This is a genomic window from Rhizobium leucaenae USDA 9039 (assembly GCF_000426285.1).
In the GTDB taxonomy this organism is placed as follows: domain Bacteria; phylum Pseudomonadota; class Alphaproteobacteria; order Rhizobiales; family Rhizobiaceae; genus Rhizobium; species Rhizobium leucaenae.
Map to the genome: position 1 here is coordinate 1 of NZ_AUFB01000016.1, position 12,247 is coordinate 12,247.

Annotated in this window: 11 protein-coding genes and 5 tRNA genes; 6 read left to right on the forward strand and 10 right to left on the reverse strand. The window is 59.2% G+C overall.

The window, feature by feature from the left end; all coding sequences use genetic code 11:
- Window positions 1-105: 105 nt before the first annotated feature.
- From K290_RS0121900 to K290_RS0121920, 5 genes are all read right to left on the reverse strand, one after another.
- Window positions 106-182, reverse strand: a tRNA-Arg gene (locus K290_RS0121900).
- A gap of 93 nt (window positions 183-275) precedes the next feature.
- Window positions 276-581, reverse strand: a complete 306-nt coding sequence (locus K290_RS0121905; protein WP_028753853.1) for an ETC complex I subunit — start codon at window positions 579-581, stop codon at window positions 276-278.
- A 174-nt stretch (window positions 582-755) separates the two neighbouring features.
- A tRNA-Pro gene (locus K290_RS0121910) sits at window positions 756-832 on the reverse strand.
- Between the two features lie 127 nt (window positions 833-959).
- Entirely contained in the window at window positions 960-1,469 is a 510-nt protein-coding gene (locus K290_RS0121915) for a DUF192 domain-containing protein (RefSeq protein ID WP_028753854.1), read from the reverse strand.
- Window position 1,470: 1 nt separating this feature from the next.
- Window positions 1,471-2,049 (reverse strand): cold-shock protein, encoded by a 579-nt coding sequence (locus tag K290_RS0121920; RefSeq protein ID WP_028753855.1) that lies wholly within the window; start codon window positions 2,047-2,049, stop codon window positions 1,471-1,473.
- A gap of 196 nt (window positions 2,050-2,245) precedes the next feature.
- Here K290_RS0121920 and K290_RS0121925 point away from each other — a divergent pair, with 196 nt between their 5' ends.
- The 5 genes from K290_RS0121925 to K290_RS0121945 all read left to right on the forward strand — a co-directional run bounded on the left by K290_RS0121925 (window position 2,246) and on the right by K290_RS0121945 (window position 4,286).
- A complete protein-coding gene (locus K290_RS0121925) occupies window positions 2,246-2,686 on the forward strand; it encodes a VOC family protein (RefSeq protein WP_028753856.1) in 441 nt (146 codons plus the stop codon).
- Between the two features lie 267 nt (window positions 2,687-2,953).
- Entirely contained in the window at window positions 2,954-3,703 is a 750-nt protein-coding gene (locus K290_RS0121930) for a hypothetical protein (protein ID WP_245276617.1), read from the forward strand.
- Window positions 3,704-3,860: 157 nt separating this feature from the next.
- Window positions 3,861-3,935: transfer RNA gene (locus tag K290_RS0121935), tRNA-Glu, on the forward strand.
- A gap of 82 nt (window positions 3,936-4,017) precedes the next feature.
- Window positions 4,018-4,092: transfer RNA gene (locus tag K290_RS0121940), tRNA-Glu, on the forward strand.
- 119 nt (window positions 4,093-4,211) lie between these two features.
- Window positions 4,212-4,286, forward strand: a tRNA-Glu gene (locus K290_RS0121945).
- Between the two features lie 34 nt (window positions 4,287-4,320).
- On the opposite strand, the gene K290_RS0121950 is transcribed toward K290_RS0121945, so the two are convergent.
- From K290_RS0121950 to K290_RS0121970, 5 genes are all read right to left on the reverse strand, one after another.
- A complete protein-coding gene (locus K290_RS0121950; RefSeq protein ID WP_028753858.1) occupies window positions 4,321-4,824 on the reverse strand; it encodes a hypothetical protein in 504 nt (167 codons plus the stop codon).
- A gap of 269 nt (window positions 4,825-5,093) precedes the next feature.
- On the reverse strand, window positions 5,094-6,899 hold the full coding sequence (recJ, locus tag K290_RS0121955) for a single-stranded-DNA-specific exonuclease RecJ (protein ID WP_037135990.1): 1,806 nt from the start codon (window positions 6,897-6,899) through the stop codon (window positions 5,094-5,096).
- 58 nt (window positions 6,900-6,957) lie between these two features.
- Entirely contained in the window at window positions 6,958-8,277 is a 1,320-nt protein-coding gene (locus tag K290_RS0121960; protein WP_028753860.1) for a homoserine dehydrogenase, read from the reverse strand.
- Between the two features lie 58 nt (window positions 8,278-8,335).
- Entirely contained in the window at window positions 8,336-9,556 is a 1,221-nt protein-coding gene (locus K290_RS0121965) for an LL-diaminopimelate aminotransferase (RefSeq protein ID WP_028753861.1), read from the reverse strand.
- A gap of 222 nt (window positions 9,557-9,778) precedes the next feature.
- Complete coding sequence (locus K290_RS0121970) at window positions 9,779-10,240, reverse strand: hypothetical protein (RefSeq protein ID WP_028753862.1); 462 nt, start codon at window positions 10,238-10,240, stop codon at window positions 9,779-9,781.
- 158 nt (window positions 10,241-10,398) lie between these two features.
- On the opposite strand from K290_RS0121970, the gene phaC reads away from it, so the two are divergent.
- On the forward strand, window positions 10,399-12,240 hold the full coding sequence (gene phaC, locus K290_RS0121975) for a class I poly(R)-hydroxyalkanoic acid synthase (protein WP_028753863.1): 1,842 nt from the start codon (window positions 10,399-10,401) through the stop codon (window positions 12,238-12,240).
- Window positions 12,241-12,247: the final 7 nt, after the last annotated feature.

Here is a 12,247-nt window from a genome sequence, read left to right on the forward strand (position 1 = left end):
GCAGAGAACTTTGCAAACCATCGACAACCCGTTCGGCACGAGGTTGTCACCCATGTCTTAGGTACAATCTGTTACCTATGTCTCCGGTATGGACAAAAAAGGAGATGGCGACCCCTGCAGGATTCGAACCTGCGACCACCTGCTTAGAAGGCAGGTGCTCTATCCAGCTGAGCTAAGGGGCCTGAAACCAAGCCGCCGCGAACCGTTCGCGGCTGACAACACATGCCTGAAACTTCCGTCAAACTCAATGGGCATCGAATTCGACGAGTGCCGGATCAATGGGTCCAGGGCTGGATGCGATTGAAACGGAAGTTATCCGTATAGGAAACAACCTGGCGGTTGGCGTCCTTCGGGGCGAGAACGCGATATTCGATGCCGTTGCGCTGGGCATAGGCTTCGGCCTGTTCCTGCGTCTCAAACGTCAGCTTGAGCTGCTGGCGCGTATCCGCCGACGAGGTATAGCCCATGATCGGATCGATCTTCCGCGGGATCTCCTGGTCGAATTCCAGGACCCACAACTGGGTCTTGGCCTTGCCGGATTGCATGGCGGTTTTAGCGGGACGGTAAATCTTGGCAGGCATCGCTGCAGCGCCTCCGGATAAGCGGGATAGTCCCGCCTTGTGCTTCTCTCGTCTTCGCCCGGCCCGATGAAGGCAGAGCATTTGTGGGATTTTGCTTAGCCGCGAATCCCTTTGTTTTCAAGCAAAAAGGCGGCCAGGCCGCATTCCAATCCATCGATATCAGGGGAATTTAAATGGTCGGAGTGGAGAGATTCGAACTCCCGACCCTCTGGTCCCAAACCAGATGCGCTACCAGACTGCGCTACACTCCGTACCTGCACGCATACCTCTCTAGGAGATCGCGTCGTTCCGCTTTGCAGAACGAGTGCGGAGATACACGGTTCATCCCCGTGCTGCAACAGCTAAAATGGCGTTGAAGCGCCGATCCCCGGGGAAAATCTATTTGCCGAGCTTGGCGGAAATCGTGGCGCTGGTCACCTTGTCGCCGACCGCAAGGCCGAGTTTTCTGGCGATGCCGCCGTTCAGCTCGATGACGTAGAGCACCGGTCCGCCGGAGTTGATGATCTCTTCCGAAAAGGGTACGGCGTTTTGCTGAATGTGCGTGATCACGCCGCTTTTGTCCAGGAAGAGCATATCGAGCGGCAACACTGTATTCTTCATCCACATCATGACGGGGCGCGGCGCACCGAAATCGAAAAGCATGCCGTGATCGGCCGGCATGCTCTTGCGATACATCAGGCCGAACTCAAGCTGCGGCTCGGTCAAGGCCAATTCCACGGTGAATTTGTGCGTCACGCCCTTTGCCGTTTTGATCGACAAAGGCTCCGAATCGAACGTTACCGATTTCTCGCTGGTCGCTTGCGCAGCAAAGGCGGGAGCGGATGCCCCGACAAGAAAAAGCGCCACGATGGCGCTCTTCAAAACAGCAGAAAACGTAGCTCTGGTCATATCAATGCGGCCGCGTCACCGGGCTCGGCGCATCCGGATGGATTTCCGCCGCCATCAATCCCTTCTCGCCTGGCCCGAAACGGACGAGAACCACCTGCCCCGGCCGCAACTCCGCCAGACCGAAACGACGCAGCGTTTCCATATGCACAAAGATGTCTTCCGTGCCCTCGCCGCGCGTCAGGAACCCGAACCCCTTGGTGCGGTTGAACCATTTGACCAAGGCGCGCTCCAGGCCGCTCGTCGCCGTCACCTGCACATGGGTGCGCACCGGCGGCATCTGCGAGGGGTGCACGGCGGTCGACTGATCCATGGAGAGGATCTTGAAAGCCTGATACCCACGCTCACGACGCTGGATCAGCGCAACGATGCGCGTTCCCTCAAGGATGGTCTGATAACCATCGCGGCGCAGGCAAGTTACATGCAACAGGACGTCCTGCATGCCATTGTCCGGAACGATGAAGCCAAAACCTTTGGCGACGTCGAACCATTTGACGACGCCGGAGATTTCGATGAGCTCGACGGCCTCGCCCGACATCTCTCCGAAGTCGACGATTCCCTTCGATGAAATTCTATCACCCATCTTAGCCAACCCTCGATTACGCGTCACACTGTTACAGTTAATTGATTCCTTGAAATCAAGATTAACATCTTGGTAACGGAAAAGCGCAAGTCCTAGTTTTCGTTTATTCCCATCCGTAGATTAGCGCGCCGAGTCTTGCCTGAAGCTGGTGTCTCGTTTCATGATCGCCTCAGCACAAACATAGAGAGGAAACAGAATGCGTTATCTCCACACCATGGTCCGCGTTACCGATCTCGACGCCTCACTGCACTTTTATAGCACTCTCTTCGGCCTCACCGAAACCCGTCGCTACGAAAACGAGAAAGGCCGTTTCACACTCGTTTTCCTTGCTGCCGGCGAGGATGTAGAGGCCTCACGAAGCAGCGGCGCCCCCAGTCTGGAGCTTACCTACAACTGGGACCCTGAGGAGTATACCGGAGGACGCAACTTCGGTCACCTCGCCTATGAGGTCGATGACATCTACGCAATCTGCCAGAAACTTATGGACAATGGCATTACAATCAACCGGCCGCCGCGCGATGGTCACATGGCTTTCGTGCGTTCTCCGGACGGCATTTCCATCGAGATCCTGCAGAAGGGCGCGAACCTCGATCCGGCCGAGCCCTGGGCTTCGATGCCCAACACCGGCGCCTGGTAAAGCGCTAGCTTTCGCGAGGCTTACGGCGCGCGCGGAGCCATCGGTTTCGCGCTTGCCGGTCATACCCGCTCTCCGGCATGCTTGGGGCGACTCGAAGCATCATGCATCGGATTTCTTGCGGTCATCGTTCCCAGTTAATGCCGCACGGATATCATCGTCCCTCGCAAGAGGCCGTTCCGGTGCCAACTTTTCAGCGGGGAACGTCCTTTGTGCGATCGGCAGATTCTATCCGGCAATAAAAAGCTCGCAAGCATTATTGCCGTCGCCATGTCATTTGTAATGCTCACCGGCTGCGCGACCACAGGCGGCAAGCCGAAACAGGCGGCCGAAGCCGAGCCGCAGACCAGCGCTGCCGAACAGCTTGCCGATGCTCTCAACACCAAAGCCGAAGCGAAACGGCAAAAGGGCGATGTCGGCTATCGCGATCCGCTTGTACACAGCGTGCATGGCACACGTCAGCAGATGGTCGCGGAAGAGACAAGCAGTCAATCCTTCTTCCCGCCGGCCCCGGCCGGAGCAACACCTATGGCCACCGACGCGCCGGCTGGCATTGCCGGCCTCGTGACGCAGCCGACGGGCGTCAACGCCAACAGAAGCAGCATCTATTCGACGCCCGCGCCGATTGCCGTCAATCCGGATGGAACGCTGGCCAATACCCAAGCGGGTGCCGGGCAACCGCAGGGGCCTTCTCCGATCATGCGCAGCGTCTACAGCATGCCGCCCAGTGCAACGCAGAATGCCACGCCACAACAGGGCAATGGTGGCATGCCTGTCGACCAGACGTCACAGGCGGTGATTCCTCCCCCGGTCATTCGCAACGCCGCTTATACGACGGGAAGCCCAATGAAGCCGACGGCGGATGCCACGCCCTCGAAAATCCTGCCCGCCCGCGGCTCTACTGCCCGCAGGATAGACAGCAAGGAAGCGCTGATGCTGGCGCATATCGTAGCCTCGAAAGGCCAAGGCCAGGATGGCAAGCCGCTGATAACACAGCCGCAGAGCGGCGCGGGGCTCTAAGCCCGCCTCATCTGCAAATCTCCGCAACATGCTGTTAAGGCATGCTTATTCAAACTTCGCCGAAGCGTTACGCTTCTGTCATTTTTTCCGAGAAAAACCGAAATAGGCGCTTGCGGGAATGAGATCGCCCCGCTATAAGCGCGCCACACAACAGCACGCGCCCTTCGTCTATCGGTTAGGACGACAGATTTTCATTCTGTAAAGAGGGGTTCGACTCCCCTAGGGCGTGCCACTGTTCTTCCTCCCTACGACAATGATCCACCTTCCGCTTGTCGCGGCTTTGCGCTATTCCTATATGGTCGCAAGCGCAGCCTGCGCCCTTCGTCTATCGGTTAGGACGACAGATTCTCATTCTGTAAAGAGGGGTTCGACTCCCCTAGGGCGTACCAATCGGACCCACCCCGAGCTTTTCCACAATTGCCTCGAAAAATCTGGCCCGACCCATAGATTTTTCTCGATTTTCCGCTTGCGGGAACAAAAGGTGCTGACTATAAGGGCGCCACAGCACGCGCCCTTCGTCTATCGGTTAGGACGACAGATTTTCATTCTGTAAAGAGGGGTTCGACTCCCCTAGGGCGTGCCACTGTTGTTTGTTTTTCCCCAACGCATTCAAAGCATTACAAACGCGAGTGCCAACGCCCCGATGGAGGAAGATCGAGCGGCGTGTTCTTAAACCGAAACATATGCTTTTTGTCCTTTTGGCAGCGTTTGTAGTCACCTTCGCCGGATATAAAGCTAATCTGTTTATCGCTGTTCAAGCACACAGGACAGATGAAGTGCATCGGTTGCCCCTCAGCCATCTCTTCCTTCAGTTTATAAACTAAATCATTTTGACCCGTCTGAAACAGCTCGTATCTGGCCTTATCCTTCTCAAACTCGTTCTGGCTTTTGAGTTGTTGGCTAAGTTCTTTCAAACCAGTGCTCAGATTGACATTCATCATGTTGGCGGCAGTCAGCTCTACCGCAAGGGTATTGAGCAGGGTTGCAGCCTTGTCGTTATCGAGCTTCTTTTCCGAAGACATCAAATTTTTGATAGCCTCAACTGTGGATACGGCCTTGCCGGTCGCACCCAACGCTGTGCTCGCGAGTCCAAGTATGCCTTCAACCTGAGTGAGGTCCATTGATCAAAATCTCCACGACGATAAAGCGATCAATAGAATATCGTCACTCTACGCTTACGTGCAAGCAGGGCCAGGGGGTGCATTCGAACGCGTCGCATACCATTTGGGACAAAAAACAGAGAATAGAGAACAGAGAACACCAAATGAGCATCGTCACGTTGAAGACGTAAGGTCGCATTTCAACGTCGCCATCGAAGCCGCGGCGTACTGCTGTTCCTTTTCCCTAAAGCAGTGATTTTGCTCTGAAACGAGAGACCTGTGCTTGTCTGCTAGACGGCCTTTGCGGCATCCATGACACGCAATTGCACGCGCCTTGCGCCCTGCCAATGATCCGCGCCGAGCGTGCCGGCGATGTGGATCTGTGATCCGCGGGAGGAGAGCAGGAGTTCGCCGAGAGGCGTTTCAACGGCGCGGAAGGCGATGCCGTCGAGGCGGCCGCCGTCCTGAGCCTCCAGGGTGACCTTGATGTGAGATTGGCCGACGAGACGCGAATCGCGCAGACGGTGGCTCGGAAGGGCGAAGATCGGCTGCGGATGGCCGGAGCCGTAAGGGCCGGCGGTTTCGAGCTGGTCGACCAACTCCACGGTCGCGCCGCCGGCACCGAGCGCGCCGTCGATTTTCAGCGTTTCGTTGGCGACGAGGCCGGCGACTTGCCTCTCCGCCTTCTCCGTGAAGAAGGCGCGGAGTTTGCCGAGATTGGCGCGCTCCACCGTCAGACCCGCCGCCATGGCATGGCCGCCGCCCTTGACGAGCAAGCCGGCATCGACGGCGGCGCGCACCATGCGGCCCATGTCGAAACCGTTGATCGAGCGCCCCGAGCCGGTGCCCCGGCCCATCGAATCGAAGGCAATGGCAAAGGCCGGACGACGGAACTTGTCCTTCAGCCGTGAGGCAATCAGGCCGACGATGCCCGGATGCCAGTTTTCCCGCGCTGTGACGATGACGGAGGCTCCGTCGCCATTGCCGTACTCGGCCAGAGCTTCAGCTTCCGCCTCCTGCAGCATCGCGGCTTCCATCGCCTGGCGCTCGCGATTGAGATCGTCCAGCTTGTCGGCGATGGTCTCGGCCGCCGAGGCAACATCGAGCGTCAGCAGTCGGGCGCCCAGCGCCGCATCACCGATACGCCCGCCGGCGTTGATGCGCGGGCCGATCATGAAACCAAAATGATAAGGGCTCACAGGGCCGCCGAGTCCGGCCTTGCGAAATAACGCGGCAAGGCCGGGATTGCCCTGATGACGCGCGGCAATGAGGCCCTTGACGACGTAGGCGCGGTTCAAGCCTTTTAGCGGCACGACATCGCAGACCGTTGCCAGCGCGACGATATCGAGCCAGGCAAGCAAGTCGATGGAACGGACCCGGGCATCCCCTGCCTCACGCAATTGCCGCAGGGCCGCGACCAGAACCATAAAGACGACGCCTGCGGCGCAGAGATGTCCCTGCCCCGATAGATCGTCCTCGCGATTCGGATTGACCAGCGCGTGGCAGTGCGGCAGCTCATGCGCAACCTGGTGATGATCGATGACGACGACGTCGATATTGCGGGCCTTCGCCGCCTCCAACGATTCGAAGCTGGTGGAACCGCAATCGACGGTGACGATCAGGGTGGCGCCATTATCGATGAGCTGGTTGATGGCAGCGGGATTCGGGCCATAACCTTCGAAGATGCGGTCCGGAATGTAGATGCTGGCCGTCACGCCGAAATGGCTGAGGAAGCGGTAGGCCAGCGCCGAGGACGCTGCGCCGTCGACGTCGTAGTCACCAAAGATCGCGACCGTCTCGCCCGTCTTGACGGCGCGCAGCAGACGTTGCGCCGCCTTCTCACAGTCAGTCAGCAGATGAGGGTCGGGCATCAGACCGCGGATGGTGGGATCCAGGAAGGCCATGGCCTCTTCGACGCCGACGCCGCGGCCGGCGAGAACGCGGGCGATCAGATCCGGTAGCCCATGCGTTTGCGCGATGGCCAGCGCCCGATTCTGGCCGGCCTGGTCGAGCCGGGAAACCCAGCGATTGCCGGAGACAGAGCGTTCGACGCCCAGAAATGCCCGCTGCACAGGATCTGCCGGCTGTTCCACCATGTCTCCCTGAATTGGACGGCTCGTTCCGCTTTATCGGAACGGGCCTTGGTCGCCAGAATTATTCCTTGGGCCGCTCGATGCGGATCACCTGCGGCTCGCCGACAAGATAGCCCTCGGTCTTGATCGCGGCGACAGCCTTGCGCACCGAATCCTCCGTCGTCGCATGGGTGACGAGGATAATCGTCTGATGATGGGCCGGGGCCAAATGCTGCGTCGCGCGCTGCACGATCGACTCCAGCGAAATGTGGTTTTCCGCCATGCGGGTCGCGACGCTGGCGAAAACGCCGGTGCGGTCGAGAACGGTCAGGCGGATGAAATAGCCGCCTTCGTGGCTCTGCATCTGCGCCTTGCGATAGGGCTCCAACGCCTTGGCGGGATGACCGAGCACCGGCACACGCTGCGCGCCCGGCTGGCTCTTGGCGATGTCGGCGATGTCGCCAAGTACGGAGGAAGCCGTCGCGTTGCCGCCGGCGCCGGGGCCGACCATCAGCAGTTCGCCGAGTATGTCCGATTCGACCGCGACGGCATTGGTGACGCCGTCGACCTGAGCGATGACCGATTCGAGCGGCACCATGGTCGGGTGAACCCGCTGTTCGATGCCGGTTTCGGTGCGCTGGGCAACGCCGAGCAGCTTGATACGATAACCGAGGTCGGCCGCTGCGCGGATATCCTCGATGGAAATATTCGTGATTCCCTCGAGATAGATATCGTCGGCTGCGATGCGGTTACCAAAGGCCAGCGTCGTCAAAATGGCGAGCTTATGGGCCGTATCGTTGCCCTCGATGTCGAAGGCCGGATCGGCTTCGGCATAGCCGAGACGCTGGGCTTCCTTCAGGCAATCGGCAAAGGATAGGCCCTCTTTCTCCATCCGGGTCAGGATGTAGTTGCAGGTGCCGTTCATGATGCCGTAGACGCGCGAGATCGTGTTGCCGGTCAGGGATTCACGCAGCGCCTTGATGATGGGAATGCCGCCGGCGACCGCCGCTTCGAAGTTGAGCAGTGCGCCCTTCTCTTCGGCAATCTCGGCAAGTTCGACGCCGTGATAGGCAAGCAGCGCCTTGTTGGCGGTGACGACATGCAGGCCACGGGCAAGGGCTGCGCGCACTGCCGCATTAGCCGCCCCTTCGGCACCGCCGATCAGCTCGACGAAGACGTCGATGTCGGCCTTCTGCGCCAGGTCGACCGGGCCGCCGAACCATTCGATGCCCGTGAGGTCGATGCCACGATCCTTAGCGCGATCGCGCGCGGTGACAGCGACGATCTTGACGGGGCGGCCGCAAGTGACGGCAAGCTCGTTGGCGCGGCTCTGGATGATACGGACAAGCGAGGCACCAACGGTGCCCAAGCCCGCAATGCCGATTTTGAGGGCATCTGCCATGGAAAATTCCTGATCAGTATTGGGAACGGCAGCCGCGGAAAACGGCTGCCGCGCGACATTACGAACGATGAGCGTTCAGCGAAATGACATTGTGCATTGTCTCATCCGCGGTGGAGAGGAAGCGCTTCAAATTGCGCGCCGCCTGACGGATGCGATGCTCGTTCTCGACCAGCGCGATACGGACGTAATCGTCGCCCTGCTCGCCGAAACCGATGCCGGGTGCCACCGCGATGTCAGCCTTCTCGACGAGAAGCTTCGAGAATTCCAGCGAGCCGAGATGACGGAATTTTTCCGGGATCTTCGCCCAGGCAAACATCGTCGCCGCCGGTGGTGGCACGTCGAAGCCAGCCTTGCCGAAGCTGTCGACCAGCACGTCACGGCGGCGCTTGTAGATGTTGCGGACTTCCGCGATATCGGAACCGTCCCCGTTCAGCGCATGCGTGGCCGCAACCTGGATCGGCGTGAAGGCACCGTAATCGAGGTAGGATTTGACACGCGTCAAAGCCGCGATCAGGCGCTCGTTGCCGACGGCGAAGCCCATGCGCCAGCCGGGCATCGAGAAGGTCTTCGACATCGAGGTGAACTCGACGGTGACGTCCATCGCGCCTGGAACTTCCAGGACAGACGGCGGTGGGTCGTCGTTGAAGTAGATTTCCGAATAGGCCAGATCCGAGAGCACGATGATGTCGTGCTTCTTGGCGAAGGCGATGACTTCCTTATAGAAATCCAGCGTCGCGACATAGGCTGTCGGATTGGAAGGATAGTTCAGGATCAAAGCCAGCGGCTTCGGGATAGAATGGCGCACTGCCCGCTCCAGCGGCGGGAAAAAGCTATCGTCCGGCTCGACCTGCATCGAGCGGATGACGCCGCCAGCCATCAGGAAGCCGAAGGCATGGATCGGATAGGTCGGGTTCGGGCAAAGGATAACGTCACCCGGCGCCGTGATCGCCTGCGCCATGTTGGCGAAGCCTTCCTTCGAACCGAGGGTGGCGACCACCTGCGTATCCGGATTGAGCTTGACGCCGAAGCGGCGGGCATAATAAGCGGCCTGCGCGCGGCGCAGCCCAGGAATGCCCTTGGACGAGGAATAACGATGCGTGCGCGGGTCCTGGACCACTTCGCAGAGCTTGTCGACAATGGCCTTGGGGGTCGGAAGGTCCGGATTGCCCATGCCGAGGTCGATAATGTCGGCCCCGCCCGCTCGCGCGCTGGCCTTCAAACGGTTGACCTGTTCGAAGACGTAGGGCGGCAAGCGCCGGACTTTATGAAACTCTTCCATTTCTTTCCCCATGGGACAGCGGCCCTCACAACCGCAATGAAGTTCGTCAAGCTCCCGGTGAGCCGCGATACGAACTCCGGAATCGCGGCGCCGCAACTATACTGATGCGAAGGATACGGTGAATCTTGGGCGGTTATAGACGCAACGCGCTATCAACCAAGAAGAAACATCGAAATTCAGCCTAGCTGAACGCTTTGCGGCCAAATCGCCTGAAACGCAAGGCTAATTCTGCGTCGGCGCGGGCGTCTGGCTGGGCTCGGCGCTCTGCTGCTGGATTTGCGACAGTGTATCCTGGCCGTGTTCTGCCGCGAGCTTGCGCATGTCGGCGACACGTTTCTGATATTCGGCCTCGGAAATCGTGCCGGCCTTGCGCTGTGCGCCAAGCGCCGTCAATTGCTTGCCGATATCGGCCGCCTGCTGGTCGTTGATCTGCACATTCGCCGCCGTCGGGGGAGCGTTGAAGGAAGGATAACCGTCCTTGTAGTGCTGTTGCGTGTTGCCTTCGTCGACCGGCTTGCCTTCCGCGGACTTGACGACCACCGCCTGCGGGGCCTGCTTGCTCTTGGCAAAGGCTGCCTTTTCCGCAGGCGTCGAGCAGCCGGCAAGCGCCAGCGCGAGACTGGCGCACAAAGCACCGCAGAGTACGGAATACCGGTTGAGTCTTGCCACCATGCCGCCGCCCATATTGTCGTCCTGCTCTGTTGCCTTGCCGTGGGTTGCGACTGTTAAATTTGTCGCAGCGGCAAAGCAAGAGCAGGGTTGCGTTTCATTCGACTTGTATTCCTTTTCCGGCAGGATGTACAAATGGAAAACAAAGAGAGCTGCCGCCGGGAGGATGATGCGTGACCGACAGCAAGCGGGACAATAGTGAAGGCAACGGCGCCTTTCCCGGTTTCGACCCTAAGTCAGTCGAGCCTTACATCGTTAGGGATCCCGAGGCGATGGCCGTGAACTTTGCCCGTGCGTTGGAAAATCTCGGCAAGGCCGCTTCGGCATGGCTTGCGCCACGCGAGCGCGGCGAGAAGGTCGATACCGTTGCCGATCCGATGACCGACATCGTCAAGACGCTCTCCAAGGTCAGCGAATACTGGCTTTCCGATCCGCGCCGGACATTGGAGGCACAGACCAACCTGCTATCCGGCTATTTCGGCCTGTGGACGAAAACCATGCAGCGTCTCAGCGGCGATTCGGCACCCGAGCCTGAGCCGGTCAAAGACAAGCGCTTCGCCGATGAGGATTGGCAGAAAAATCCTTTCTTCGATTTCCTGCGCCAAACCTATCTCCTGACCGCCGGCTGGGCAGACAAGCTGGTTACTGATGCCGAAGGGCTGGACGAGCACACGCGCCACAAGGCCTCCTTCTATACCAAGCAGATCACCGCAGCGCTGTCGCCGGCCAATTTCGTCGCCACCAATCCACAGCTCTATCGCGAGACCGTCGCTTCCAACGCAGAAAACCTGGTGCGCGGCATGAAAATGTTTGCCGAGGATATCAGCGCCGGCCGCGGCGAATTGCGATTGCGCCAGACCGACATGACGAAATTCGCTGTTGGACGGGACATGGCGCTGACACCCGGCAAGGTGATCGCACAGAGCGAGGTTTGCCAGATCATTCAATATGAAGCGGCAACAGACAAAGTGTTGAAGCGGCCGCTGCTGATCTGCCCACCCTGGATCAACAAATTTTACATTCTCGATCTCAACCCGCAGAAATCCTTCATCAAATGGTGTGTCGAACAGGGGCACACCGTCTTTGTCATCTCCTGGGTGAACCCGGATAAGCGCCATGCCGCCAAGGACTGGACGTCCTATGCGCGCGAAGGCATCGATTTCGCGCTGGATACGATCGAGAAGGCAACCGGCGAGAAAGAGGTCAACGCGGTCGGCTATTGCGTCGGCGGTACGCTGCTGGCGGCAACACTCGCTTTGCATGCCAAGGAAAAGAACAAGCGCATCCGCACCGTCACCTTCCTGACCACGCAGGTCGATTTCACCTTTGCCGGCGATCTCAAGGTCTTCGTCGATGAGGAGCAGATCTCGGCGCTTGAAGCGCAGATGAAGGCGGTCGGTTACCTCGAAGGCTCGAAAATGGCGACGGCGTTCAACATGCTGCGCGCCTCGGAGCTGATCTGGCCCTATTTCGTCAACAGCTATCTGAAGGGCCAGGAACCCCTGCCCTTCGATCTCCTGTTCTGGAACGCAGATTCCACGCGAATGGCCGCAGCCAACCATTCGTTTTATCTACGCAATTGCTATCTCGACAATGCTTTGAGCCAGGGCAAGATGGTGCTCGACGGCAAAAAGCTGTCGCTGAAAGACGTCAAGATACCCGTCTATAATCTGGCAACGCGCGAGGATCACATCGCGCCGGCCAAATCCGTCTTCATCGGCAGCCAGTTCTTCGGCGGGCCGGTTGAGTTCGTCGTGACTGGGTCCGGCCATATCGCCGGCGTCGTCAACCCGCCGGACAAGCACAAATACCAGTTCTGGACCGGCGGCGCGGTCAAGGGCGACTATGATCAATGGCTGGACGAGGCTAAGGAGACACCAGGCTCCTGGTGGCCGCATTGGCTCGAATGGATCAAGAGCAACGACAGCCGCATGGTTCCCGCCCGCAAGCCGGGCGGCGCGGCACTGAATGCCATCGAGGAAGCACCCGGCAGCTTCGTCATGGAACGCGCCTAAGCGGCTG